Origin of the sequence: Paenibacillus aceris (genome assembly GCF_017874035.1) — a bacterium.
GTDB classification, from domain to species: Bacteria; Bacillota; Bacilli; order Paenibacillales; family NBRC-103111; genus Paenibacillus_E; species Paenibacillus_E aceris.
Genome location: NZ_JAGGKV010000010.1, coordinates 143,092 through 168,752 on the forward strand (window position 1 = coordinate 143,092; position 25,661 = coordinate 168,752).

The window sequence follows — 25,661 nt, forward strand, 5'->3', positions numbered from 1 at the left end:
TCCTACGAATTTTGCCTGGACAAAAGCTTAAACGAAATTCAGCCTCGTACCGGTCAGCTTAGCAGGGATGGTAGCCGGATAATGCCGTCCGATCACGGCTTTCTCGCCTATCACAGTGATGCCCGGATCTTCCGGCTTCCCTACGATTGCACCATCTTTAATGATTGAGCCTTCTCCGATAATGGCATTGATGATAAGCGCATGCCTCCCAATCTGAACGCCGGGCATAATGATGCTGTTTAACACCCTGCTGTGCTCACCAACCGTCACCCCATCGAACAATACGGAATGACTGACATTGCCGTAGATGGAGACGCCGTTTCCAAGCTCTGCATTATTAACTCGTGCATCCAGACCTACATGGCTTCGGGGGAAGTTGCTTTTTGCCGTCAGCACAGGCCATGCCTCTTGATTTAATTGCAGCGTCGGATGATAACCAAGTAAATCCATGTGCGATTCCCAGAAGCTTTCGATCGTTCCGACATCCCTCCAGTATCCTTCGAAAGGAAAGGCGGACACATGCGCCCCCAAGGCTAGCAGTCCGGGAATAATATCGTGGCCGAAATCGTGGCTCGACGCCTGATCTGCCGCATCCTGCTCTAAACAGGACTTCAGGACCTCCCAGTTAAATATATAAATCCCCATAGAGGCCAAGTTGCTGGCCGGTTTGAACGGCTTCTCCGCAAAAGCGGTAATCCTGTGCTGTTCATCCGCGCTAACAATCCCAAACCTGCTCGCCTCCTCCCATTTCACAGGAATAACCGAAAGCGTTGCATCCGCGCCGGTTGCCTGATGATGTGCCAGCATCGTCCGATAATCCATGTTATAAATGTGATCGCCTGAGAGAACTAACACATATCTAGGGTTATGTGCTTCCAGATAGGCTAAGTTCTGATAAATGGCATCTGCGGTCCCCGAATACGCATTAGGCGCACTGGGCTGCCGCTCCAGAATAGATAAGCCCTCACAGTCACCATCCACTTTCCAAATGTCCCCGCTCCCGATATGCGCATGCAGCACTGCTGGCTTATACTGCGTCAGCACACCGACTGTACCGATTCCTGAATGACGGCAGTTGCTTAAGGAGAAATCAATCATTCGGTATTTCCCTCCAAAATGAACGGCCGGTTTCGCCATCTCCTTCGTTAACGGGCGAAGCCTGCTGCCTTCACCGCCAGCCAACAGCATAGCTACACATTCCTGCTTTTTCATCCTCATCTCATCCTTTCGCTTTGATTTTTTGGAATATGACAGCCGCCAATGGCGGTATGGTTACCGTCATGCTGTATGGACGATCCTGACACGACCAGGCTTCGCCTTCCGGCCAAACAGCACCAAGCCGTCCGTCGTATCCTCAAGGTCAATGGACTCAAATCCGCTGGGGGAGAAGTCCACCTCCCATAAAGCATTTTCCGCTATGTAAAAATGATGCAGTGTTTTCGTGAAAAATTGAAACCGACCATGTTCCTGCTCCTGCAGGAGCTCCCACTGGAGTGCCTCTTCCGAGTTCCATTCCTGCTCCTGACCGAATTCGCTGCCCTCGTCATTCGTAATGTACTCTTCCTCCGGCCTGTCGAAATTCAGCACCAACATACTGTACACCGCATCCACCCGCAAGCCGTCGATATGATAAACATCCATCCAAAACAGTGCATTGGAGATTAAAAAGCTGAGAACCTCGGGCTTCCCATAATCGAAAATGCGGGTCCCCCACGTCGGATGCTCTCCTTTACGGCTGTCACCATATTCATAGAGCGGCGTCCCGTCGAATCGGGATAGTCCGTGAGCGTCTTTGCAGAAATGCGCCGGCACCCAGTCCAGAATGACGCCGATCCCCTGCTGATGACAGCAGTCAACCAGATACATGAAATCCTTCGGCGTTCCGAAGCGGCTCGTCACCGAGTAGTATCCGGTTACCTGGTAGCCCCAGGATTTATCCAGCGGATGCTCCATGAGCGGCATAAGTTCGATATGCGTAAAACCATGCTCCACGACATAATCGACCAATTGCTCAGCCATTTCCCCGTAGCTATAAAAGCCGCCGTCCTGCTTGCGCTTCCAACTTCCCAAATGCACCTCATAGATCAGGAGCGGCTGTTGCAAAAATTGATGCGGGGTTTTCCCCTCCAACCACGCTTCATCCTGCCATACGTAACCGTCTAGCGATGTGACAATGGAAGCGGTTCCCGGACGAAGCTCAGAAGAAAAAGCATACGGATCCGACTTCAAATAACATTCATCGTCCAGAGTAACGATTTCATATTTGTAGAGCGTGCCTTCGTCCAGATCGGGAACGAACAGCGTCCACACCCCTTCTGACATCGTCATGCCATGTTCCGGCCATCCCAGCCGTTGAAGCTGCCCGATACATTCACCTGTTTCGCATTGGGCGCCCAGACGGCAAAACGGACTCCCCTCACGGAATCCTTCTCTTCCAAGTGAAAGCCCAGATACCGGTAACTCTGATATTGCGTCCCCTCATGTAACAAATATAAAGCGTCAGAACTGGGTGCCGAGGCCATGGTTGACATCCCTTTTCCTCCTCGCTTGTTGCATTTATAAAGTTATTACACCCATTCGCGGCTATTGAAACAAAAAATGCACAAGTTCCCCTGTTTTTAGGATGAACTTGTGCATCTTTTTATTTAGACCGTTAAGGAATACTGACCATGACCAAACACATGTCGTCTTGCGGGGGTTCGCTTTTATCAAACGGAGAGATACGTTCCACGAAATCCATCGGATCGTGGCTGCTTGCGGACTGCAGGCCTTGCTTTATTTTCACGATACCGTCCTGCTCCTCATCATCGAGCCATTCCGACAGACCGTCTGTGAATAAAACAATACGAGCTTCTTGTTCGTACTGAAACACACCTTTTGCCACTTCAATGCTTTCAAAAAAACCAATGGCGCAGCAGCCTTCCGTCAACTGCTTGACCTCGCCGTCCAACATCGCAATGCCAGCCGGATGTCCCGCATTCACATACTCAATCGTTCGCTGTTCCGTATCCAGGACCATGTAAATCGCCGTAAAATAATAATTAATCAGACTATCCGATTGATGCAGTTGATGCATCCGGCCATTCAGCTCGCGCATGACGCCTTCCGGATCGCAAATCTGCGTAATGGTATCCTTCAAAGCCGAGTAAATGTACATACACACAAGCGAAGATGAAATACCGTGACCCATCATGTCCAGCAAAATAATCCCATACCGATTCGGCCCAATCGGGTACCATGCGTAGAGGTCTCCTGCCAATTCGGACGAGGGCTTATAGAGTGCTGAAATATGAATGTCTTCCTTCTCGATCGGATTGCTCAGTACGCTGCGCTGAACCTGTTTCGCCAAGTCCAGCTCATATTTTATCCGCTTATCCCGCTCCTTGTGCCAATCCTTCTCATATTTCAAGCGGAGCGTCGAACGGATTCGGGCAAGCAGTTCCACCTTATTAATCGGCTTCATCACATAATCAAGCGCCCCGGCATCCAACGCCTCAGCAAGCTTATTCGAATCTCCCATCGCCGTCACAAAAATAATCGGGATATCCCGCAGCCTTTCGTCAGCTTGAATCGTGCGGCAAGCTTCCACCCCGTCGATTTCCGGCATCATCATATCCATCAAAATCAAATCCACCGGCACCTCAGCCGGACGGGGTGAATTCATATCTAATAAAGCATACAACTCTTTCGCCGAGGACACCGTCAAGAGATCTGTGTATCCGGCTTTGAGCAGGATTTTTTCAATTATCAACAAATTGGTCGCGTTATCGTCCACAATGACAATACTCATCGTCGTCATAACCCCTTTCGGGTAAAAGTTAACAGGAACCCTCACCTAGTTTACCATAGTTCAAAAATAAAGATCTTCCCTTTCTACTACCCGTTTCGTGAAAACTTCAATCAAGAAGGTTAAGACAAAAAAACAACCAAGAAGGACAAGACAAAGTTAAATAAAGCAATCAAGAATGACAGGACAAGAACAAACAAGGCAAGATAAGACAAGAACAAGACAAGAATAAGACAAGAACAAGACAAGAACAAGATTAAACAGAACAAACCCAGTAAAAATACCCTGCCTGTTTCAAAAAGTCGTGACTAGGTTATATCCTAGTATAAGGCATGACCAACTATACCCCAATTAAAGGAGAGATGACTCATGAGTGAAACAGTCGGAGCAAACAAAAACGGACTATGGTTAGGCTTAGTAATCGGCGGTGCTGTTGGCGCTGTAGCCTCATTGTTATTAGCACCTAAAAAGGGAGCCGAGCTGCGTGAGGACCTATCGGAAACCTATCGCACCTTTTATGATAAAACGAACCAATTCGCCGCAGCCCTAGGTCAAAAAACACAGGAAATAGCTGCCAAAGCAGGTGACAAAACCGAAGAAGCAGCTGTTAAGCTGGGCGAGAAAACCCAGGAGATGGCTGAGATGGCTGGTGACAAAGTCCAAGAATTTGGTGAGAAGACTAGCGCTAAAGTGCGGGAGGTCGCTGGGATTGCAGGCGACAGAGCACGAGAGATGGCTGAGGCGGCAGGCGATAAAGCGATAGAGATGGCTGGTGGTAAGGCGTAGGAGTTGCTGAGGAAGCTGGACAACTAAGGTGCTGGAGTCGGCGAAAAAGTCGGCGATAGTACGCGAGGGATGGCTAGGACGGCAGGCGATAAAGCGATAGAGATGGCTGGTGGTAAGGCATAGGAGTTTGCCGAGCGTCTGCCAAAATCGGCTAAACCGGCTTATTGAGCATTCGGCACTAAACTGCCGGCTATCATTTGAAAGGAGTGGGTTGGGATGGATAAAAGTATGAGGCTACAGCTGCCTCCTATCCGCTTACGTTAACGGTACTTACCTCAGAGCATGGAAATACTACCGTGCACTTCCACGAGGCCAACTTTCCAGAGAACACCTTCGTTCCGCTGGAAGTCCGTCGTGCTGCGCTGGACAAGCTGATCGAATTAGAGCGGCTGTGCAACGGCTCCTCCGGCAAATCCCTGGAAGAAGCCAACAACGGCTCCATGGCCCAGGATTTGGACGAAATGAAGAAGCTCGGCAATGAAATGAAACACATGAAGACCAACAGCGAGCTAATGGAGAAGAATCTGATCCCGGATCCGATTCAATAATGAAAAAGGCTGGACAGGACAATCCTCCTGTTCAGCCTTTTTTACGTCCAGTCAGTTATGCAGGCTTCTTACTTCTCGCCGAGGGAACTGTGGTCCTCTATTTAGGCAAAATCGGCCTATTTCCACACCAATTGGGAACTACAGGACCTTATTTGCTCCCGAAGCAGCCTTTTTTCCAAAAAAAGGGGAATAGCAGACCGTAGTTCCCCCTCAAAGCCAAAGGGACTGCTATGGGAGCAAATAGAGGACCATAGTTCCCTCTGAAGGGCTGCATAGCCGCTTCGGGGTACACGGGGTACACGAGATACAGCTTGTGCCCGCTCTCTCCGGTTAAGTAACACGTGCCAAACGCAAGCAAAGCAAATGCAAAAAGTGCAGCAGAACACGTGTTTCCCTCGATTTCAAAGAGAAATCCCGCAAATTGCACATCAAACTCGCCCGTTTAGCCCCAAGTAGGGGCGCAAACCGCTAAATTTGATGTACCTTATGCAGGATTAGATGGGAAATCGAGGATCGGTACCACGCCGCCGCGTCAAGCCTTCGGCTGCACCATATCCTCCGGCCGCACATAGCTGTCAAACTGCTCCGCCGTCAAGTGGCCGCTGCGCACGGCTGACTCCTTCAACGTCAGCCCCTCTTTGTGGGCTTGTTTGGCAATGCTGGCCGCTTTCTCATACCCGATATACGGGTTGAGCGCTGTAACCAGCATGAGCGACTGCTCGAGATTGCGCTGAATCACCTCGCGATTCGGCTCCATCCCGACGAGACAGTTGTCGTTGAACGAGCGCATGCTATCAGCCAGCAGCCGCACGGACTGCAAGAAGTTGTGGATGATCACGGGCTTGAACACGTTCAGCTCGAAATTGCCCTGACTGGCGGCGAAGCCGATGGCCGCATCATTGCCCATGACCTGGCACACGACCATCGTCATCGCTTCGCTCTGGGTCGGGTTGACCTTGCCCGGCATAATCGAGGAGCCGGGCTCGTTCTCGGGGATCGTGATTTCACCGATCCCGCAGCGGGGACCGCTCGATAGCCACCGCACATCGTTGGCTATCTTCATCAAGTTCGCTGCGAGCGCCTTCAGCGCGCCGTGAGCGTAAACGATCTGATCATGGCTGGTCAGCGCATGAAACTTGTTCGCGGCCGAGACGAAACGCGTGCCCGTCTCGTTCGTGAGCTGCTCGGCAACGCGCGCGCCGAACTCCGGATGCGCGTTGAGCCCGGTGCCGACCGCCGTGCCGCCAATGGCCAGCTCGCGCATCGTATCCACGCTGCTGCGCACCATGCGCGAGCTCTGCTCCAGCATCGCCCACCAGCCGCTAATTTCCTGCCCCAGCGTCAGCGGGGTCGCGTCCTGCAGGTGGGTGCGGCCAATCTTAACGATGGAGGCATAGGCCTCCATCTTACTGTGAAGCGTCGCCTGCAAAAGCTCCAGAGCAGGCAGCAGTTCTTGCTCCACTGCGAGGACGCCGGCGACGTGCATCGCGGTAGGGAACGTGTCGTTCGAGCTCTGCGAACGGTTCACATCATCATTGGGATGAATACGCGCGCCATCCCCTAGCAATTCGCTGCCGCGATGCGCAATCACCTCATTGACGTTCATGTTCGACTGCGTCCCGCTGCCGGTCTGCCAAACGACGAGCGGGAACTCTCCGCTCCAGCGGCCCTGTACGATTTCGTCCGCTGCCTGCGAGATGGCCGCCGCTTTCTCCGGCGTTAATCCGCCAAGTTCACGGTTCACTTGTGCCGCGGCCTTTTTCAACAAAGCAAAAGCCCCAATCAACCGCTCTGGCATCCGCTCGGTGCCAATCTTGAAATTTTCAAAGCTGCGCTGCGTTTGAGCGCCCCACAACTTATCCACAGGTACTCTGATTTCCCCCATCGTATCTCGTTCAATCCGGTATTGCTGCTCCATCTATATATCCTCCTTTATAGGCGCTGCACGCCGTTACTATCTGTTAACCCATCGCTGACTAGCGTCAAACACATGAAGCATAGTTTACCCAATTGATGGAGCACTATGAGCCATAAACTGGTTTTCGCCACAGCAAACGAGCTATAATTAAGGTAACAAAAACACGTGCCTAGAGCAGGTACACAACAAAGGAGCTCTCACACATGGAATCCAGACTTGAGATCATCGTCCGCTCGACGGAAATCGATGTGAACGGCCACGTCAACAATGCCAAATACTTGGAGTATCTGGAATGGGGACGTGAGGAGTGGTACGAGCTCTCCGAGCTGTCCTATGAGACTTTTGGCTCGATGGGCATCCAGACTGTTACCGTGAACATCAATATTAATTACAAAAAAGAGTGCAAACAGGGAGAACACCTAACCATTACCTGCCGTCCGGACAAAATAGGACGTTCCAGCTACGTGCTGAAGCAAGAGATCTACAACAAGCATGGAGAGCTATGCGCGGATGCTTTGGTAACCAGCGTCACCATGGACAGCTCGACACGCAAAAGCGTGGAAGCGCCGGAAGCGCTGCGGAAACATTTTAGCTAAAAAAGAACGATTTACAGGTTGCTTGTGGATAACTTTTGCCCAAGTGGCGTTGGCATGCCGTCCATGCTGGTCATGTTTTTATCCTGCCAATACGCTAGCAGACCTTCGTCTCCTTTACTGACAGCCCATTTCTGCAGCGTATTCCGCTCACCCTCATAGTTGTAAAAGGGAACGCTAAAGCCGCAGGAAGTCTTGACCTCATGGACTTTCACAGCAATGATTTGCCGAGCTCCAGGCAGCAAGGTAAACTTGGGTGCTAATGTCTCCCACCCCGGGGTTTCCGGCAAGACGACGCGCCCCTGTCCATACAAGCGCAAAATCATCGGAGGTCCTTCGAATGCAGTGAACATGATGGTAATTCGCCCGTTCTCTTCGAGATGCGCACTCGTTTCGTTGCCGCTCCCGGTTAAATCCAAATAGGCCACTTCATTTTCGTTCAAAATGCGCAGCACATCATGGCCCTTCGGTGATAAATTCACGTGCCCTTCCCCCGACAGAGGGGCCGACCCTACAAAAAAGATGTGCTGCTTCGCAATAAATGCCACATGCTCCGGCAGTATGGACTTGAATGATTTTCCCATCAAGATTCGCCACCTTTCCATTTTCTTCTATTATGCTCCTCCTCACTATATTTGTGAAATACATTAATTAGACGACCTCTATAGTTAAAACCTATGAGTCGCTCTGATCCAAATTCAGATACATGGAAATTATTTGTATGATTTCGCCCATATGGAGGCATACTTAGTTAGTTGAAAAACGAGGAGGTGAGTGTTCATGTCAGCGAACAATCAAAATGATGTAGTAAGTCATGCCATTAATGCCGCCGAGGCCAATGCGGAAGACAGCCAAGCGCAGCAGCAGGTAGAGGAGCTAAGCTCTCTGCTTCAAAGCTCAACCGCTAATGCCAACGAGGATACGTCCTCTGAAGAGTAGTCACACCGCTATTTTTACATGAGACCGTTTGCCCTAAGCGCAGACATAAAAAGAGCTTTCCCAGCAGGTCCTTCTGGACCGAGGGAGAGCTCTTTTTGTATGTAGGATGGCTTACGATGACTACCGTGGCTACACAATGAACCAAACGCCCAACCGCCGAATAAATTGTAGGAAAAATGTTAGGGATGGATGAGCAGCATGGACGAATTGGATCACCCCGTTAGTATACAAACCTATCAAGTGCTTCACGATAAATTGAAGCTTCTGTATCCCGCCGTTATACACCACACGCCATACACGGCAGAACATGCCATGAACACGACGATTGTTAATGCCGTTAATAAGCAGCTTCACGATCAAGGCTATCCGAAAAATCCGATGACAGACGTTACCGCCTATTATGAACTGAAAAACAATCAAAGGGGCGTGCTCAGTCTGACGTTATGGAATTATGCGTTTTCGGGCGGTGCGCACGGTCTCACGATCCAAAACGCCTTAACTTTTAATACAGAAACAGGTAAGACTTACGCTTTAAAAGACTTATTTAAGCCAGGCAGCGATTATATCGGCAAGCTAAGCGAAATCATTAAAGCAGAAATTAAAGTGCGAAATATTCCGCTGCTGGTTGATTTTAAGGCGATTCGGCCTGATCAGGATTTTTATATCGCAGATAAATCATTGGTCATTTATTTCCAAGTCTATGAGTTGGCCGCTTATGTGTATGGCTTTCTTTACTTCCCTATTTCCGTGTACGCCCTCCAAGACATCATCGCCGAGGACGGTCCGCTGGGGAAAATGTTCAGCTAAACGCAGACGATAATCTGCCGGCTGAATTTCCCTTTGTGGACAGCGCAGCGCTCTGCGATGCGAAAGCCTGCTTGCTCGATGAGCGGATCAATCTGCTCCGTCGTAATAATAACCGCACGCTGCGTTAATCGGCGGGCAGACTGCAGCATTTGCAGCTGCTCGTCCTCCGGCAGCTTAGAGCAGAGGTTGTACGGCATATCCAGGATGAGCGCGTCGTAGCGGTTCTGCGAGCTGGCGTCAGGTGCGGACGCAGGTGCAGGCGCAAGGGCAGGTGCAAGGGCAGGCGCAAGGGCAGGTGCAAGGGCAGGTGCAAGGGCATCCGTTGGCACGGGCAAGTCCAGCGTCCGCATGTCCGCCAGCGTGACCACATTCGGCATGCCGAAGTGGGCCAGATTCACCCGCGCGCCGCGCACCGCCAGCGGGTTCATGTCGCTGCCAACGATGTCGATGCCCATCGACATCGCCTCCACCAGCACCGTGCCGATGCCGCAGCACGGGTCGATGACCCGCGTGCCCTCCGTGAAGGGCACGGCGATGTTCACCACCGCCCGCGCTACGCGCGTACTGAGGGCGGTGGAGTAGTTCTGCGGCTTCTGCTGATGCAGCAGCCAAACGGCTTCGCCGTGAACGCAGTCGCCGAACAACCAGCGGCCTCCCAGCTCCGTCACGGCGAACCACTGCTCCGGCTTCCGCATCTCGGCTTTGCCGCGGAGATGCCGGCCTATTTCGCGTTCGATCTCACGCCGCCGGTCATAGCTGACCGGCGTGTCCGTCTCCGCGAACGCGACCTTGAACGTTGACCCGCGCACGGTCAACGTTTGAACCTGCGAGGCCAGCTCCGGCAAACTGCCGGCCTCGAACAAAACATCCAGCCGCAGCTTCAGAAACGGGCTGCGGCTCGGCTCCACGCGGTGCGCACTGACGGCGAAGCCCGCGCCGAGCACGGCTTCTGCGCCTAGTAAGGTGCGCAGCTCTAACTGACACAACGCCTGCTCGTCTTCGTGGCAGGCGTAAATATATAAGTGTTCCATGTTTGTCATATCCCTCATTTGAATCTATTTTATGCCGGGGCGTTATTGTTTTCGCCAAGGAACTGGTGCATGACCTGCTTCATGAACGTTTTGGTCGTCTGGCACAGGAACATGTCTTTGCGATACACAATGCCGACGTCCTTCTGAGGCACAGGGTCTACAATCGGAATACACCGGATATCACTGCTCTGAATATGTTCCATATACGAACCGGGCAAAACGGCTCCGCCGACATTGTTTTTGGCCATTTGCAGCAAAGATTCCAAGGTAGAAAGCTCTAATATTGGCTTACACACCAAATCTGATTGCTCACAGCATGCCTCTATCATGTGCCTGACGTAAAATTTTTTGGGCAGCATCGCTACCGGAAGCTGAACAAGATCCTCCAGACGGATCGCCTCGCTACCTGCCAATGAATGATTTGACGAAACTACGAAAAGCAGTTTTTCCTTATATAACGGAATACGAACAAGCTGGTCATCCGCCTCAGGCAAAAATACAACGCCCAAGTCCAGTTGATTGTTTAACAGACCCTCTATCGTCTCCTCGGTTGCCAGTTCAGCTACCGACAGTTCGATTTTCGGATATAGGGCATGAAAAGCCATCATCGTCTCGGTGAGCAAATGATTGCCGGAGCAACCGATTCGCAGCCTTCCTCTCTGCATCCCTTGAATCTCGTTGAAAGCAGCCTGCGCTTGCTCGAGCTCATGGAAAATGTTCCGGCTGTGCTTAAGCAGAATCTCTCCCGCTTCTGTCACGTAAACTTTTTTACCGAGGCGCTGAAAAAGAGGTGATCCGATTCGCTGCTCTAACGCGCGAATTTGCTGGCTTAACGTCGGCTGACTGATGCCCAGCTTCTCGGCGGCTTTCGTGAAATGAAGTTCTTCACAAACGGCCAAAAAATATTCCAATAACCGATAATCCATCCTCGTAAGCCCCCGTTCATAGCGATTAACTATGATCGTAATTGAAATTTCATAATTGATCAATGATTGTTATTTTTCTATAGTATAGAATAACGATTAGGATCGTAAACGAAAGGTGGTTGCTCGCAATGTATGGACAGATTCGATTTGAACGCAATCCGCAAGGCAAAACAAAACCCGGTATTCATGATGATTTAGGGTTTGGGCGTCATTTTACAGACCATATGTTTGTGTTGGACTATGAAGATGGGCAAGGCTGGCATGACCCGCGCATTATTCCTTATGGGCCTCTGTCCTATGACCCCGCCGCGATGATTTTTCATTATGGGCAAGCTGTTTTTGAAGGATTAAAAGCTTTTAGAACAGATAGCAATGAGATCCAAATTTTTCGTCCCGACCAAAACGCCAAACGGTTAAACCGCTCCAGCGAGCGGCTAAATATGCCGGCTATCGATGAAGAGTTTATTGTGAACGCCATTCTGGAGCTCGTTCGTGTAGATGCGGACTGGGTACCGAGCAAACAAGGCGCTTCCTTATACATTCGACCTTTCGTCATTGCTACCGAGGCCGGGTTAGGCGTACGCCCTTCATCGCGCTATTCCTTCGTTGTCATTATGTCGCCAGTGGGCGCTTACTATGAGGAAGGACTCCAGCCCGTCAAAATTCTTGTGGAGAGCCACTACGCCAGAGCCGTTCAAGGCGGTACCGGCGGTGCCAAAGCAGCGGGTAATTACGCGGCAAGCCTGAAGGCGCAAGTGCTTGCAAAGGAGCATGACTGTGCGCAAGTGCTGTGGCTAGACGCCATCGACAAAAAAAGCTTGGAAGAAGTCGGCAGCATGAACGTCTTTTTCAAAATTGGCGGTGAAGTTGTCACGCCAAGCCTTAGCGGCTCCATCTTGGAGGGAATCACCCGCAAAAGTATCATTCATCTGCTGAATGATTGGGGGATCCCCGTCACAGAGCGGAAAATTTCCATCGACGAAATCGTTCATGCTTACGAAAACGGAACGCTGGAAGAAGCCTTCGGCACCGGTACGGCCGCTGTTGTTTCGCCCATTGGCAGCCTATTGTGGCAAGGAACGCCGATGGTCATTAATGAGGGGCAGATTGGGGAACTCGTTCATCGGCTTTATGACACGATCACAGGCATTCAATATGGCCGGATCGCGGATAAGCATGGTTGGATGGTTACTTGTTAGATCATATAGAACGATGAAGAACCTTTCACTCCACTTCGTGGAGTGAAAGGTTTTTTGTTCCTCGCACGGTCAGGCTTCCAGCGATGCTTCTCAATGCCGAAGAAGCGTCGGCCTCCCCACCCAGCTTCACCGCCGCTCAGTATCGACGTCCTTCTCTTTATCAACCACGAGCTTTCCGTCAATGTCGATGATATCCTTGGATTTTAGCGCATCCTCCCCAAGAAAATCGCGCAGCTTATTTTTTGCTTTCAGCTTCACATCCTCGTCGATGCTTTTGGCGACGACGGCAAGAGCTAATCCAAGCGCGCTTAAATCATCGACATAGCCGACAATCGGCAGCAAATCGGGCACGAGGTCTAGCGGCAGAATGAGATACCCGAGTGTTCCGTAGATTTGAACCTTTACCCGAAGTGGTGTTTTGGGACTTTCCACCGCGTAAAAGAGCAGCAAGCCGCTATAAATTACCTTGCTGCCTGCTTTTTTAGCGCCTTTTTTTAACTTGGACCAGAAGCCGTCCGGCGTGAAATATTTTTGGTATTTAGAAGCGTCCATTCGCGATCACTCCATTCTTAATTGGTGGAAAAGGACAGCTCAAGGCTTCACCCTTACTTCCCTAATTCGTAGCTGTTCAACCATTCCTTGCCGGTGGCCCATTCTTTGACAGGGTTTTTCTCTCCTAAAATGTCCATACAAGCATAAGCCATAACCCACTCTTTGAGGCCATTATTCTCACTGGCTTTAAGAGTTTGGACCAAGTACGGAAGGGCAGGCTCTCCATGTCTAACGATATCATCATAGGATTTCTTGTTATTTGTAATATTAACATATGGATTGCTGGAAAACTGCAACTTAGGATCCGTCGTAATAGTTACAAGATCCTCTTCAATTTGCTTTTCAATGTTTTTACCGCAGGCGGAAAGAAGCAAGGCGCAGCAAAACAAGAAACTTAGCAGCTTAGCACTCAGTCAAATCCCCTCCTAATAGGCTCCACCCACTATTTTATTCCAATTATACCACTATCAAATGCACTCGGCTAAATCCATATCACAGGGGACTGGGGATAAGGTTACGGGTGACTAGTCTAAAGGCGGGCGGAGCTGGGGTTGGGTTGGGGCGCGGGTTGGGGACGCGGTTGCGGGCGGAAACAGCCTCAACTTTAGCCCATGTTCGGGCTCGGAGGTTAGATAAAGGGCACTGTAATCCGCTATTCCCGCTAAAACTGCCACTTTTGAGCATTTATGGAGCCCCTATTCCCTTATTTCTACCTCCAAGGTTGCGGTTCACCCGAAATCGGCGAAATAGAACCCTGTAATTCCTCGCGAACTCATAAAAACCGCATGATTCCATATTTAACGGACCATAGTTCCCTCAAATGAATTACTCAGGCAATTCTTGCTGAGCTTCACCTCGTCCAGACTGCATTGCGTTAATCGATGCTACAACAGCAAATCAAAACCAAAAAGGCTACTCCCCAAGGAGCAGCCCAACGATGGCCACGAGGCCAAATATGGTTAATGTAACACCCGATATCCGGTTAATCCACCGATAGACCGAAGCATGGATACGATCGCGCAACATCCCGATCACGAAGCTCAGTGCCAACCACCACAAGGCAGAGCCTGTGAATACGCCAACCACCAGAGCAATGGCCGCAGCCATACCGGTTTGTGCGCCGCCCATGCCTAAACCGGCAAAAGCGCCGAGAAAAGACATGATGGTCATCGGATTAGTAATGGTGAGCATTAGGGTCGACGCGTACGATTTGAACAGCGTATCGCCGGAGGCTTTAGCCGCCTCGGTCGCAGGCCTGGAGCGAAAGGTTTGCACACCCAAGTAGCATAAGAATAATCCACCGACCGCTTGCAAGAGCACTTTTTGATCTAAGAGAAAGGAGGTAATCAGCGTTAGACCGAAACCGGCGATAAAACCATAGAAAGCATCAGCCGTCGCTGCCCCCAGCCCTGACAAAAAGCCATGCAACCGCCCCAAGGTGATCGTTCTCCGAATGCACAAAATACCAATGGGCCCGACCGGCGCTGCGATCGAGAGCCCTAGTAAAATACCTTTCAACAATGGAATGAGCATGGTTTACAGCACCTGGTCTCCATCGTAGGTAGCAATTTTTTTGTATAGATCCGGACGACGGTCGCGGAAAATGCCCCACTCGATCCGCTGAACTTCCAGCTGATCCAGGTCGAATTCGGCGACAAGCACCGTTTCTTCCGTGCGGCCTGCTTCTTCAATCATATTGCCCTGCGGGCCTGCAATGAAGGAAGATCCGTAGAAGTCGATGCTGGAATCCTCGTCTTCTTCTTTACCGATGCGATTCGATGCAATAACCGGCATCAGGTTCGACGCAGCGTGTCCGCGCATACACATTTGCCAGTGATCTTTCGAGTCGATAGAGCCATCCTGAGGCTCTGAGCCGATTGCGGTCGGATAGAACAGCAGCTCAGCGCCCATCAGAGCCATAACGCGCGCAGCTTCCGGGTACCACTGATCCCAACAAACGCCGACGCCGATTTTGGCGTAGCGTGTTTTCCACACTTTGAAGCCGGTGTCGCCGGGATTAAAATAAAACTTTTCCTCATACCCCGGACCGTCCGGAATGTGGCTTTTGCGGTAAGTGCCGAGCACTTGGCCATCGGCGTCAATCACAGCTAGCGAGTTGTAGCGTGCATAATTCTTTTTCTCATAAAAAGAAATCGGCAGAACGACCCCAAGCTCTTTGGCAATTTCGCGGAAATGATTGATCGCTTTGTTGTTCTCCAGCTCCGTCGCGTAGCGGTAGTAGTCGGACTTTTCTTTTTGGCAGAAATAAGGCGTCTCGAAAAGCTCTTGAATCAAAATAATTTGCGCACCTTTCGCGGCCGCCTGACGAACCAGTGCCTCGGCTTTGCGAATGTTTTCTTCGATGTTATCGGAACAGCTCATTTGCGTTGCTGCTACTTTTACGTTTCTCACGATCAATCACCCTTTCTGGCTTGCTGGCATTTGCTGCGTTGTGCAGTGAACGTTGCCGCCCTCTTTGATAATGGACATACCGTTGATTTTGCGGATTCTACGATCCGGGAACGCCGCGCTCAGCACTTCTTCTGCTTTGCGATCCGTTTCTTCCGCAGTCCCGCCGAACACCGGCAAAATAATGCCGCCGTTTACGAAATAAAAGTTCAGATAGCTTAGCGTTAAACGCTGCTCTTCAAAGAACGTAATCGGAGGCTGTTCGATTTGGATAATCTCGAAGGAACGACCTTTTGCGTCTGTCGCATTGCGTAGAATCTCTAGATTTTCCTGTGTGATCGCATAGTTCGCATCCGATGGATCGTTGCATACTTGCAGGATGATTTTGCCCGGAGCGGCGAAGCATGCGATGTTATCGACATGGCCGTCCGTTTCGTCACCGTCGAGTCCTTTGTTCAGCCAGATGATTTTCTCAACATTGACGAAGTTCTTAACGAGCTCCTCGATTTCCAAACGACTCAACTCCGGATTCCGGTTCGTATTGAGCAAGCATTCTTCTGTTGTCAAAAGTGTGCCTTCCCCATCGACATGAATGGAGCCGCCTTCCATCACGAGCGGAGCGTCAAAACGTTTCACCCCATGATGCTCCAATATTTGCGGGGCCACATTATCATCCAGATCCCAAGGGGCATATTTGCCGCCCCATGCATTGAATTTCCAATTGACCGCGGCAAGCTCCTGCTGCTCATTCAACAAGAAGGTTGGGCCATTATCACGGAACCAAGCATCGTTATGCTCAATTGTCAGGAAATCTACGTTAGGCTCTGTAAACATCGTTTTCACTTGCTCCGCATCCGCAGGGTTTACGATCACAGTTACTGGCTCGAACTCAGCGATGGCTTTTGCCAAATCGGCATATCCCTTTGTTACAACGGCATGATCCTCTGGGTACACCATGGAAGCTTGTACAGGCCAGGAAATGAAAGTACGTTTATGTGTTGTCCATTCTGCCGGCATTTTATAGAGTAAATCCTTAGGTTTCATGTTTTTCATCCATCTCACTTTATATTAATTTATTGGGTTGATCCTGATTATACGAATTTGAGGCCAAAATGCACCGTCTTTCATCATATAACAAAAGAAGCCTTCGCTCAATGTACAGAGCTTTACAATTTTAGCAACGATCTTCTGCCAGGGTCCTTCCAATGTCCGGCAAAAGTCCATCCAAAATTCGCTTTGTATAGTTTGCTCCCGTTAAATGAACATTAAAAAGGCTTGAAAAGCGCAGCACACAATAGGGAGGATGGACGAACTTGGCAACTATTTTACACATTACCGCACACCCTCATGATCATCAAACCTCTTACAGTATGGCTGTAGGAAAAGCCTTTATCGATGCTTATCGAGAAGCCAATCCTAACGATGAAGTCATTCCTATCGATTTGTACAGCATTTCGGTACCGCACATTGATGCCGATGTGTTCAGCGGATGGGGGAAATTACGTGGCGGTCAGGACTTTTCCTCGCTCAGCAAAGATGAACAGTCCAAAGTAGCCCGTCTCGGGGAATTAACCGATCAGTTTGTCGCGGCGGATAAGTATGTTTTTGTTACACCGATGTGGAACTTTTCCTTTCCTCCAATCATGAAAGCTTATATCGACTCGCTGTGTACAGCCGGGAAAACGTTCAAATATACGGAAAACGGTCCTGTCGGCTTGCTGCCTGGCAAAAAGGCGCTGCATATCCAAGCCCGAGGCGGTGTGTATTCGGAGGGCCCCGCAGCAGCTATGGAAATGGGGCATCGTTATTTAAGCATTATTATGGGATTCTTCGGAATTACCGACTTCCAGGGGATTTTTGTGGAAGGACATAACCAGTTCCCTGATAAGGCGCAGCAAATAAAAGAAGAAGCGATCGCTCGTGCGAAGGATTTGGCGAAGAGCTTCTAACGAAGTGCTTCTGGCGAGGTACTAAAAAGGTCTTAAAAAGGTCTGTTTCACCATCGGTGAACAGACCTTTTCGCGCAGACAGACTGGCGGATGAAAACCAGCCTCACATTTTTTCTTTCGGACATAGGAATAGCGGCGTTGCAATGTGCCCACCGCTCCACGCCATAAGAAAAAGCCAAGCAATCCCGTGACACGGGTCTGCTTAGCTTTTTTGACTACTTCTTCCGCCCCCGGTACTGCCCAGTCCGCAGCTCCAAAATATAAGCCTCAGCGTCAGGCATCCGCTCATCTTTGGCATGCTGTACAGCAAGCTCGATGTTATAAGGAACTCTTACATGCTGAAGATTGAACATACCGGGCTGCTTGCTGGCATAATGCCCTTCCACCAACACATAGGAAGCTTGCGTCATATCCAGCGGATTACCAACGCTCCCCGTGTTGAACAGCATCCGGCCCTTGAGAATTTGCAGGAAAGCATTGTGGACATCGGCATAGCCCGCTACATCCGCTTCCCGCTGCTCTCCGCAGGCTTCAGAGGACTCGAACATCGACAAGCGGCTCTCCATAGAATCCCACGGCTGGATGCGCTCATAAACGCTTCTTGGCGAAGCATGAAACAATCTCACGAACTTACCGCTCATCCAAAATTCGCAGCAAAACGGCAGCTCTTTCAAATACGCCATCCGCTCTTGCCCCAACCGTTCCTGCTGCCAAAGTAAAACCGGATCTGTCGCCTTGTTCCCAATGAAATCATCCCAATTTCCTTGGATAACGATCTCGCAAGTTTCCCGCACACGGTCCACGATCTGCTCAGAATGCGGCCCCTTGCCGACGAGGTCTCCGAGACAAATGATTTGCGTTACATTCCGCTCCTGAATATCGTTCATCACCGCTTCGTATGCAGGCATATTACCATGGATATCTGAAATAAGGGCTATTTTCTCCATCAAGCCGCACCCGCCTTTATGTTAAAATGGTTCCGCTGTTGTCGTTCTCGTTCGTTCCGTCCCCGTGCCTGCCCCTCGAACCAGAAAAGGATGCATCAGATACAGGCCAGCCACATACAGCAGCACAGCTATATAAACAGGAAGCAAATGAATGAAATCTGTATAGCCGATATGAAAATGCACCAGCAACCCGGCAGCGAAGCCCGGGGTACCGCCCCAAAGAAACGTCCACCACAGCCAACTTTCGCCTTGGTTGACTCCCCAGAGCGCGGAAGCCGCTATAGCGACCGCCAGCGAAAACAATGCCCCGCCAAAGCCCGCCCTGTCATGCGCGATCAGCGGAATCAGATGCTCATTCCATTCAGCGAGCTGACGGGCGGTCAAGCCGAGATAAGCCAAGTCGGTCGGCACGAAGACGCTCGTAATTCCAACGAAAGCGATCGTTAGTCCTCCAAACGCAAGACCGATTCCAAGCACAACGAAGCAGCATTGCCCCCATTGAGCCCGGCGCCAGACGATGTCATTCGTCAAGCCGGGCGGCTTGCGTGAGGGGTAGTCCTTCAAACCGCGCAGCGTGAGCAGCAGCATCGGAAGCAGCACGGCGGCAGCAGTAGCATGCAGCGGATCAAAATAGCCGTAGCCAAGATAAAGAAAGAAGCTGCTGAAGCCGACCGTACACGAAGCCAGCAGTGCGGTGCGTGCCCAATGCAAGCCAAAGCGCAGACCATGCTTAGCTAGCTGGCTGTAAAAGATGCCGAGTGAAATCATCGTCCCGGCCAAGGTGATACGGTCATGGGACATGAAGTGTATAATATGCCCGTTAAATCGATTTATGACACTTCGGCTTACGCCAAGAAAGGTTTCATCGTAAGGCAAAAGCACACTGGTCGCGGCAATGAGCCATGCCAGTAGACCACCAATGATCATACTGAAGCCGAGCAGGCTCATCCAGCCCCAATTCGCCCAAAATGACGGTGGCTGGGGCTCTTCCGTCTCGCGAATGCGATCATACAAGATCGCTTCGTTAATTCGCTTAGGCAGTCCAGGCCCGGCATACACCAGCCCGCTGTGCAGCTGTACGCTATTCGCGCCAGCCGCCAATAGCTCCAGAGCATCCTGTGGCTGGCTGACAGCACCAGCCGCAACGATCGTGGCCGCCCCTGCCGAGCGGAGCCGGCGAACCAGGCTCAGCTGGGCGCTGAGGACATCGCTCCCGCCAACGCGGACGCGGCGGCTGCCCTCCTCGCGCAGCGCTTCGCCGACGACGACCCCGCTCCAGCTCGACAGCTGGGCGGCGAGTTCCCGCAGCGTGCCTTCGGGCAGCTGCGGCGGCACGTACAGCAGCGCCGGCTTGCCCGCTGCTGCTGCCAGCTGGCGTACCTCCGTGAGGTACGCCATGGCTTCATCCGGTGGCCAGCCTTCGGCAAGGCCATCGATGTAGAAGCCCGCCGCGTACGGTGCCAGCTTCTCCAGCAGCTCCTGCTGCTGAAGCAGCGCCTCGCGCGGCGTGCTGCCCGGCATCGGCCGAAGCCGCACGAAGTGCGGCAGGCGATGCCCCGTGCCCTTGCGCAGGCGCGCGGTGATCGCATCCGCGCCTGTGTTAGCGTAGCCATCGGGGTACACGATGGCTTCCTGCTCGGGGACGCGCGCGATCGGACCGTCGCAGCGCACTTCGCGCACCGTGACAGGGCCGAGCTCGATGAAGCCGATCCCGAGCTGCGCCAGCGCTTTGTGCGCTGTACCCTGAAGATCGAGCGCGCCGCTCAAGCCGACGGGGCACGAGACCTGCACGCCCGCGATTTCGTCGTGGAGCACTGCCGACTGCTCGAAATGGCCCATCGTTTTGATCACGAAGGCTCCTCCGGGCATGCGGCTTAAGCCGCCCATCGCCTGTAAGGTAAGGTTTCTTGCGAGCTTGGGAGGCAAACCAAACAAAAGTGGTTTAAATATCGAATGATAAGACCAGTCAGGCATCGAAGCGCTCCTGTCTCTTATAATGATATGGAAATTTCTTCATTCTAGTATAACGCGAAAAGGCTGAAAATGAATACAGACACAGATTGTTGTCTTTTCGTGTGATTACAATCACTCCCCAAGCGCTTACCTTCTACTATACTTACCTCATAACCATCAAAACTTTCTGAAGTGAGGCGAGTCTCTATGCTAAGTCAACATTCGATCGACATCATTAAGTCTACTGTTCCCGTGTTAGAGATACATGGCACAACCATTACGAAACGCTTCTACGACATGTTGTTCACCTCGCACCCGGAACTGCTGAACATCTTCAACCATGCGAATCAAAAACAAGGCAAGCAGCAAACGGCTCTAGCCAATGCCGTTTATGCGGCTGCGCTGCATATCGACAGGCTCGAGGCCATTTTGCCGGTTGTGAAACAAATCGCACACAAGCATCGCAGCCTAGGGGTGAAACCAGAACATTATCCAATTGTCGGACAGCATTTGCTTGCCGCTATACAAGATGTGCTTGGTGACGCGGCTACACCGGATATTTTGCAGGCATGGGGCGAAGCCTATGGCATCATTGCCGATGCTTTTATCGGAGTTGAAGCGGATATGTATCATCAGGCGGAAGCTCAAAAGGGCGGTTGGGCGGATTTCAAACGTTTTCGAATTGTTCGGAAGGTGAAAGAAAGCGATGTGATTACCTCGTTCTATCTTATGCCTGAGGATGGAGCTCCACTCGCTGCTTTTGAACCGGGGCAATATGTCAGTGTCAAAATTGAGATTCCCGGTGACGAGTATACGCATATTCGGCAGTATAGCCTCTCAGATGCGCCAGGTAAGCCTCACTACCGGATTTCCGTGAAACGGGAGGATCTGATGGCGGACCGCCCCGCCGGCAAGGTTTCGGTGTTCCTGCATGAGAAGACAACGGAAGGTGACGTACTGCTGCTATCCGCGCCAGCCGGAGATTTCACACTGGAGCAGCAAGATACCCGGCCTGTCGTTCTCATTAGCGGCGGTGTCGGACTGACCCCGATGGTCAGCATGCTGTATACGTTGGCGGCCACTAATCCGAAGCGCCAAGTGACATTCATTCACGCCGCTCAGAATAGCCAACATCATGCCTTCAAGCGGCAAATCGAGGAGCTGGCCTTGCAGTATCCTGCACTGAGTGTTTATTGGTGCTACGATAAACCGACAGCCTCAGATCGGGCAGAGAATGCTTTTCATAGAGAAGGCCACATTCATCTGGATTGGCTTCAAAGCGTGGTGCCTACACCAGCGGCCAGCTTCTATTTCTGCGGTCCCGTTCCCTTCATGAAGGCTGTAAACAGCGCGCTGCGCGAATGGGGGGTCCCTGAAGAGGATCGGCATTATGAGTTTTTCGGCCCTGCCGGAAGTTTATGACTTTAGAATTTGGTGGCCTGCTCTCGCAAAAGGCGATTCACAGTCTCTCGGCGAAGCCCGATCAATTGGCCGATTTCTTCCTGCGTTAACACCTCAGTCAAAACGGTGGTGCCCAGATAGCTGTGTACCCAACGCTCCAGCTTCTTAAGCTTCATAGCAGGAGTCACTTCCGTCAATTGATCAATCCGCTGCTGCATCATTCTAAGCTTATCCTGCAGCTGCTCGGCAATCCTGCGGTATTGCTCGGGGTTGCTCTCCAATTGACGGTACCACTCCTCAGCCGGAATGATTTCAATTTCACAAGCCGCAAGCGCGATGGCTGTCCCATAGTAAGGTTTGGGACTGATCAAAGAATGATGCGGGATCGTCTCCTCCGGCACAATAATGTTGACGAGTGTGGCATGGCCGTCCTCGTGGACACGGACAATTTTGAGCAGTCCGCTTTTTAGTCGAAACAGGCCTCCTGCTTCCCCTTGACGGAACAGCGTCTCTCCTTTGTGCAGCCTCATATTCGGTCTCCTTTATGAGAAAAAGCGACAGCAGTTCTTCTGCTGATCGCTTTTATTTGTTTACAATTCTTTTTTGACAGGCGTTGGCGTTACTTTACTGCGGAACAGCGCAAGGGCCTCCGACCATTTGGAGATGACCGGCATCTGCTCCACCTTCCCAATGAGCCACACAGACACCATTAGACCAAGCAATGAAACCAGAACGGCCGATGGCAGAGCCCAAATTGAAGTCGGATGCGCAAAAAAGGGCACGAACGACACAGCCAAAATCGGAGCTGCATTCCATTTGAAAAGTTGTATGAGTGAGATCGTAACAATGGCCGTAAGGAAAAAGGAGACGGCGCCGTGATTCACGCTGTACATCACACTCCCGATTGTTACAGCAATAATAGCACCTATTGTAATTCGGCCGACATCTTTAATTTGGTCTACGCGATGCATGAACAGGAAGCTGAACGCACCTAGTGTCGGATAAAAAACCATCTTCAGCGATGGAAAATGGTAGGATGCCCAATAAGCTCCCATTAAGTAGCAGCAAATGATGAATGAACGCAGAAGCATCGTTGGTTCCCGTCCTTTGTGGTAAGTAATAAGAAGCAGCAAGCCTCAGCCTGCTACTAAGCCTTTCTTATTTTACCTAAGATCCAAGAGGATGGTCAATTGCAATTTTCAGGGTTAATTCCGGTCTACGGAGACGGTCGTTGAGGCAAAAAACTTTGCCACCGCAAAGGAGGCGGCACCAAGCACGGTCGAACGGTCGCTCAACTGGGAGAACTCCACGTTCAGCAGCTTGCGCGGATGCGGCAGGGAACGCTTCTCCAACAGGTTCAACAGCGGCTTCATCAGCCATTTCTCGGCACCGGCCAACCGGCCTCCGAGAATGATGAACTCGGGATTATAGCCGTTGATGATGTTGACGACGCCCACACCGAGGTAATACCCCAGCCGCTCGAAAAGGGCGATCACCGTTTTGTCTCCGGCTTCCGCTTTGATTAACAGCGTATCAAGCTGAGCAGGTTCACCCAGCTCCTGGCGGGCTTGCTCCAGCAGCGCATGCTCGGATGCATACAGTTCCCAGCAGCCTAAGCTGCCGCAGCGGCACTTCGGTCCGTCATGCTGGATCGAAATGTGTCCGATCTCTCCGGAGAAGCCAGTCGCGCCACGGTACAGCTCCCCCTTAATGATGATGCCGGCGCCGATCCCGATCCCGATAGAGATATACACCAGGTTCGCCGTGTCTTTTCCCGCGCCGAACTGCTTCTCTCCAACAGCTCCTGCATTGGCTTCATTATCAATGACGACAGGGATATTAAACGTATCCTCGATATACTTCTGCAGCGGCACATTCTCCCAACCTAAATTCGGAGCAAACAGCAGATTGCCGTCCTCATCGCATATGCCTGGCACACCGATCCCGATGCCGATGATCCCATAGACGCTCTCCGGCGCGCTATCGATCAGCTCGCGGATCGTCTTTTTCAAGAGCTGAATGACCGCTTCAACAGACGCATTGTCATGCAGGACCCTTTTTTCGCTGATCACCTTACCGGTTAAGTCAGTCAAAACTGCGAGAATATCATGAACGCCCAGATCCACACCGATGGCGTATCCCGCCGTCCCATTGAATAGCAGCATCATTGGCTTACGTCCGCCGCTAGACTCGCCTGCACCGATTTCATCGACTAGATTGCTTTCGATCAGCTCGTTTACGAGACTGGATACCGTCGCTTTCGTTAGCCCTGTAATCTCCGCGATCCGTGCGCGGGATATGGGCGAATCCGTGCGAATATGGTGGAGCACGATGGATTTATTTATTTTCTTCACTAAATTCAAGTCGCCTGTTTGTTTCATAACTAGCCCCCACGCTCCAATAGCTTCTCTTAAGTAATTGAACTGATTTTAACACGAAAGACTTCCACACGCACTAACTAAGTTTGTTTAATGAATTTACAAACTTTATGAATGATGTTATGATGGCTTCATAAGCATTTATTAATCCAATTTTGGAGGCTGAATTTATGAGCTATTTTGAGAACATCCAACAAATTAAGTACGAAGGCCGCACATCGACGAACCCGCTGTCTTTTAAATTTTATAACCCTGACCAAGTGATTCTAGGTAAAACAATGCGCGAACATATGCGTTTTGCAATCGCTTACTGGCACTCTTTCTCCGCTAATGGCTCCGACCCGTTCGGCAGCGGCACGGCGATTCGCGCTTGGGATCAATACGCCGGCCTTGAACTTGCTAAAGCACGCGTTGACGCTTGCTTCGAGCTTCTGCACATTCTCGATGTCGACTACTTTGCCTTCCATGACCGCGACATTGCGCCAGAAGGCAGCACGTTGCAAGAAACGAACCAATACCTTGATGAAATCGTTGCTCTGATCAAAGACAAAATGCAAGCTACCGGCAAAAAATTGTTGTGGAACACTGCAAATATGTTCACGAACCCACGTTTCGTGCATGGCGCTGCTACAACGAATAACGCTGACGTTTTTGCTTACGCTGCTGCGCAAGTGAAGAAAGCTTTGGATCATGCGAAAGAACTTGGCTCTGAAAACTACGTTTTCTGGGGCGGCCGCGAAGGCTATGAAACGCTGCTAAACACCGATCTTGGCCTGGAACTCGACAACCTTGCCCGCTTCCTGCACATGGCGGTAGATTATGCCAAAGAAATTGGCTACACAGGTCAATTCCTGATCGAGCCTAAGCCGAAAGAGCCTTCCAAGCACCAATACGACTTCGATGCGGCAACAACGCTTTCTTTCTTGCAAAAATACGACCTGCTTCCGTATTTCAAATTAAACCTGGAAGCTAACCATGCTACGCTTGCTGGTCACACGTTCGAGCACGAGCTTCGTGTTGCCCGCATCAACGGTGTTCTTGGTTCGATCGATGCGAACCAAGGTGACCTGCTGCTCGGCTGGGATACCGACGAGTTCCCTACAGACCTGTACTCGACGACACTCGCGATGTACGAAATTCTGCTTAACGAAGGCGGGATCGGCAGCGGCGGCGTGAACTTTGACGCCAAAGTTCGCCGCACGTCCTTCGAGCCAATTGACGTGGTGTACGCCCACATCGCTGGGATGGACTCCTTTGCACGCGGCTTGCAAGTCGCTGCCAAAATGATCGAAGACCGTGTATTCGACAACATTCTCGATACACGCTACGCTTCCTTCAAATCCGGCATCGGCGCGGATATCGTGTCCGGCAAAGCAAACTTCAAAACACTTGAAGCTTATGCGCTTGAAAACAGCCACAATATCGTGAACCAATCCGGCCGTTTGGAATTGATTAAGGCTACGGTTAATCAGTACCTGATTAACTCTTAATTGTTTGCATGCCCTCCCCGCTAACGGGACATAAAATGAGACTGTCTA

The 25,661-nt window shown here is 51.1% G+C and carries 26 protein-coding genes and 1 pseudogene; 10 read left to right on the forward strand and 17 right to left on the reverse strand.

The window, feature by feature from the left end:
• Nucleotides 1-27 precede the first annotated feature (27 nt).
• From J2Z65_RS19300 to J2Z65_RS19310, 3 genes and pseudogenes are all read right to left on the reverse strand, one after another.
• Entirely contained in the window at nt 28-1,212 is a 1,185-nt protein-coding gene (locus J2Z65_RS19300) for a glucose-1-phosphate adenylyltransferase (RefSeq protein ID WP_167052956.1), read from the reverse strand.
• 375 nt (nt 1,213-1,587) lie between these two features.
• Nucleotides 1,588-2,522, reverse strand: a pseudogene (locus J2Z65_RS19305) (alpha-amylase family glycosyl hydrolase); the annotation flags it as partial.
• Between the two features lie 131 nt (nt 2,523-2,653).
• A complete protein-coding gene (locus J2Z65_RS19310) occupies nt 2,654-3,790 on the reverse strand; it encodes a PP2C family protein-serine/threonine phosphatase (RefSeq protein ID WP_167052958.1) in 1,137 nt (378 codons plus the stop codon).
• 366 nt (nt 3,791-4,156) lie between these two features.
• Between J2Z65_RS19310 and J2Z65_RS19315 the strand changes: the two genes are divergently transcribed.
• Both J2Z65_RS19315 and J2Z65_RS19320 read left to right on the forward strand, forming a co-directional pair.
• On the forward strand, nt 4,157-4,573 hold the full coding sequence (locus J2Z65_RS19315) for a YtxH domain-containing protein (protein WP_167052960.1): 417 nt from the start codon (nt 4,157-4,159) through the stop codon (nt 4,571-4,573).
• Nucleotides 4,574-4,869: 296 nt separating this feature from the next.
• Nucleotides 4,870-5,121, forward strand: coding sequence for a hypothetical protein (locus J2Z65_RS19320; protein WP_167052697.1), 252 nt, complete (start codon nt 4,870-4,872; stop codon nt 5,119-5,121).
• Nucleotides 5,122-5,653: 532 nt separating this feature from the next.
• On the opposite strand, the gene fumC is transcribed toward J2Z65_RS19320, so the two are convergent.
• The gene (gene fumC, locus J2Z65_RS19325) at nt 5,654-7,039 is read right to left on the reverse strand and encodes a class II fumarate hydratase (protein ID WP_167052962.1); all 1,386 of its coding nucleotides are present in this window, start codon (nt 7,037-7,039) and stop codon (nt 5,654-5,656) included.
• A 203-nt stretch (nt 7,040-7,242) separates the two neighbouring features.
• On the opposite strand from fumC, the gene J2Z65_RS19330 reads away from it, so the two are divergent.
• Complete coding sequence (locus J2Z65_RS19330; RefSeq protein ID WP_167052964.1) at nt 7,243-7,635, forward strand: acyl-CoA thioesterase; 393 nt, start codon at nt 7,243-7,245, stop codon at nt 7,633-7,635.
• An 11-nt stretch (nt 7,636-7,646) separates the two neighbouring features.
• Here the strand turns inward: J2Z65_RS19330 and J2Z65_RS19335 are convergent, their stop codons facing one another.
• Complete coding sequence (locus J2Z65_RS19335) at nt 7,647-8,216, reverse strand: pyridoxamine 5'-phosphate oxidase family protein (RefSeq protein WP_167052966.1); 570 nt, start codon at nt 8,214-8,216, stop codon at nt 7,647-7,649.
• Nucleotides 8,217-8,412: 196 nt separating this feature from the next.
• On the opposite strand from J2Z65_RS19335, the gene J2Z65_RS19340 reads away from it, so the two are divergent.
• On the forward strand, nt 8,413-8,571 hold the full coding sequence (locus J2Z65_RS19340; protein ID WP_167052968.1) for a hypothetical protein: 159 nt from the start codon (nt 8,413-8,415) through the stop codon (nt 8,569-8,571).
• Between the two features lie 198 nt (nt 8,572-8,769).
• Nucleotides 8,770-9,378, forward strand: coding sequence for a DUF3298 and DUF4163 domain-containing protein (locus tag J2Z65_RS19345; protein WP_167052970.1), 609 nt, complete (start codon nt 8,770-8,772; stop codon nt 9,376-9,378).
• Here the strand turns inward: J2Z65_RS19345 and J2Z65_RS19350 are convergent.
• Nucleotides 9,375-10,409, reverse strand: coding sequence for a TRM11 family SAM-dependent methyltransferase (locus J2Z65_RS19350; protein WP_240159490.1), 1,035 nt, complete (start codon nt 10,407-10,409; stop codon nt 9,375-9,377). The genes J2Z65_RS19345 and J2Z65_RS19350 overlap by 4 nt on opposite strands.
• A gap of 29 nt (nt 10,410-10,438) precedes the next feature.
• Nucleotides 10,439-11,335 (reverse strand): LysR family transcriptional regulator, encoded by an 897-nt coding sequence (locus J2Z65_RS19355; RefSeq protein ID WP_167052972.1) that lies wholly within the window; start codon nt 11,333-11,335, stop codon nt 10,439-10,441.
• Between the two features lie 128 nt (nt 11,336-11,463).
• On the opposite strand from J2Z65_RS19355, the gene J2Z65_RS19360 reads away from it, so the two are divergent.
• Nucleotides 11,464-12,534, forward strand: coding sequence for a branched-chain amino acid aminotransferase (locus J2Z65_RS19360; protein ID WP_167052974.1), 1,071 nt, complete (start codon nt 11,464-11,466; stop codon nt 12,532-12,534).
• Between the two features lie 126 nt (nt 12,535-12,660).
• Here the strand turns inward: J2Z65_RS19360 and J2Z65_RS19365 are convergent, their stop codons facing one another.
• From J2Z65_RS19365 to J2Z65_RS19385, 5 genes are all read right to left on the reverse strand, one after another.
• Complete coding sequence (locus tag J2Z65_RS19365) at nt 12,661-13,086, reverse strand: YkvA family protein (RefSeq protein ID WP_167052976.1); 426 nt, start codon at nt 13,084-13,086, stop codon at nt 12,661-12,663.
• A gap of 53 nt (nt 13,087-13,139) precedes the next feature.
• Entirely contained in the window at nt 13,140-13,475 is a 336-nt protein-coding gene (locus J2Z65_RS19370) for a hypothetical protein (protein ID WP_167052978.1), read from the reverse strand.
• 523 nt (nt 13,476-13,998) lie between these two features.
• On the reverse strand, nt 13,999-14,619 hold the full coding sequence (locus J2Z65_RS19375; protein WP_167052980.1) for a LysE/ArgO family amino acid transporter: 621 nt from the start codon (nt 14,617-14,619) through the stop codon (nt 13,999-14,001).
• A gap of 3 nt (nt 14,620-14,622) precedes the next feature.
• Nucleotides 14,623-15,498, reverse strand: a complete 876-nt coding sequence (aguB, locus tag J2Z65_RS19380) for an N-carbamoylputrescine amidase (protein ID WP_167052982.1) — start codon at nt 15,496-15,498, stop codon at nt 14,623-14,625.
• A gap of 6 nt (nt 15,499-15,504) precedes the next feature.
• Entirely contained in the window at nt 15,505-16,539 is a 1,035-nt protein-coding gene (locus tag J2Z65_RS19385; RefSeq protein WP_167052983.1) for an agmatine deiminase family protein, read from the reverse strand.
• A gap of 269 nt (nt 16,540-16,808) precedes the next feature.
• Between J2Z65_RS19385 and J2Z65_RS19390 the strand changes: the two genes are divergently transcribed.
• Nucleotides 16,809-17,444, forward strand: coding sequence for an FMN-dependent NADH-azoreductase (locus J2Z65_RS19390; protein ID WP_167052985.1), 636 nt, complete (start codon nt 16,809-16,811; stop codon nt 17,442-17,444).
• A gap of 215 nt (nt 17,445-17,659) precedes the next feature.
• Here J2Z65_RS19390 and J2Z65_RS19395 read toward each other — a convergent pair whose 3' ends face one another.
• A complete protein-coding gene (locus J2Z65_RS19395; protein ID WP_167052987.1) occupies nt 17,660-18,391 on the reverse strand; it encodes a metallophosphoesterase family protein in 732 nt (243 codons plus the stop codon).
• A gap of 21 nt (nt 18,392-18,412) precedes the next feature.
• Nucleotides 18,413-19,789 (reverse strand): dihydroorotate dehydrogenase, encoded by a 1,377-nt coding sequence (locus tag J2Z65_RS19400; protein WP_240159504.1) that lies wholly within the window; start codon nt 19,787-19,789, stop codon nt 18,413-18,415.
• Nucleotides 19,790-19,942: 153 nt separating this feature from the next.
• Here J2Z65_RS19400 and J2Z65_RS35900 point away from each other — a divergent pair, with 153 nt between their 5' ends.
• Nucleotides 19,943-20,269, forward strand: a complete 327-nt coding sequence (locus J2Z65_RS35900; RefSeq protein WP_338111551.1) for a hypothetical protein — start codon at nt 19,943-19,945, stop codon at nt 20,267-20,269.
• Between the two features lie 282 nt (nt 20,270-20,551).
• Nucleotides 20,552-21,766, forward strand: coding sequence for an NO-inducible flavohemoprotein (hmpA, locus tag J2Z65_RS19405; RefSeq protein WP_167052992.1), 1,215 nt, complete (start codon nt 20,552-20,554; stop codon nt 21,764-21,766).
• A gap of 2 nt (nt 21,767-21,768) precedes the next feature.
• Here hmpA and J2Z65_RS19410 read toward each other — a convergent pair whose 3' ends face one another.
• The 3 genes from J2Z65_RS19410 to J2Z65_RS19420 all read right to left on the reverse strand — a co-directional run bounded on the left by J2Z65_RS19410 (nt 21,769) and on the right by J2Z65_RS19420 (nt 24,126).
• A complete protein-coding gene (locus J2Z65_RS19410) occupies nt 21,769-22,275 on the reverse strand; it encodes a Crp/Fnr family transcriptional regulator (RefSeq protein ID WP_167052994.1) in 507 nt (168 codons plus the stop codon).
• A gap of 60 nt (nt 22,276-22,335) precedes the next feature.
• Nucleotides 22,336-22,836 carry a hypothetical protein gene (locus J2Z65_RS19415; RefSeq protein WP_167052996.1) on the reverse strand — a complete coding sequence of 167 codons (501 nt, stop codon included), beginning with the start codon at nt 22,834-22,836 and terminating at the stop codon, nt 22,336-22,338.
• Nucleotides 22,837-22,950: 114 nt separating this feature from the next.
• A complete protein-coding gene (locus tag J2Z65_RS19420; protein ID WP_167052998.1) occupies nt 22,951-24,126 on the reverse strand; it encodes an ROK family transcriptional regulator in 1,176 nt (391 codons plus the stop codon).
• A gap of 167 nt (nt 24,127-24,293) precedes the next feature.
• On the opposite strand from J2Z65_RS19420, the gene xylA reads away from it, so the two are divergent.
• Nucleotides 24,294-25,613, forward strand: a complete 1,320-nt coding sequence (gene xylA, locus J2Z65_RS19425) for a xylose isomerase (RefSeq protein WP_167053000.1) — start codon at nt 24,294-24,296, stop codon at nt 25,611-25,613.
• Nucleotides 25,614-25,661 lie beyond the last annotated feature (48 nt).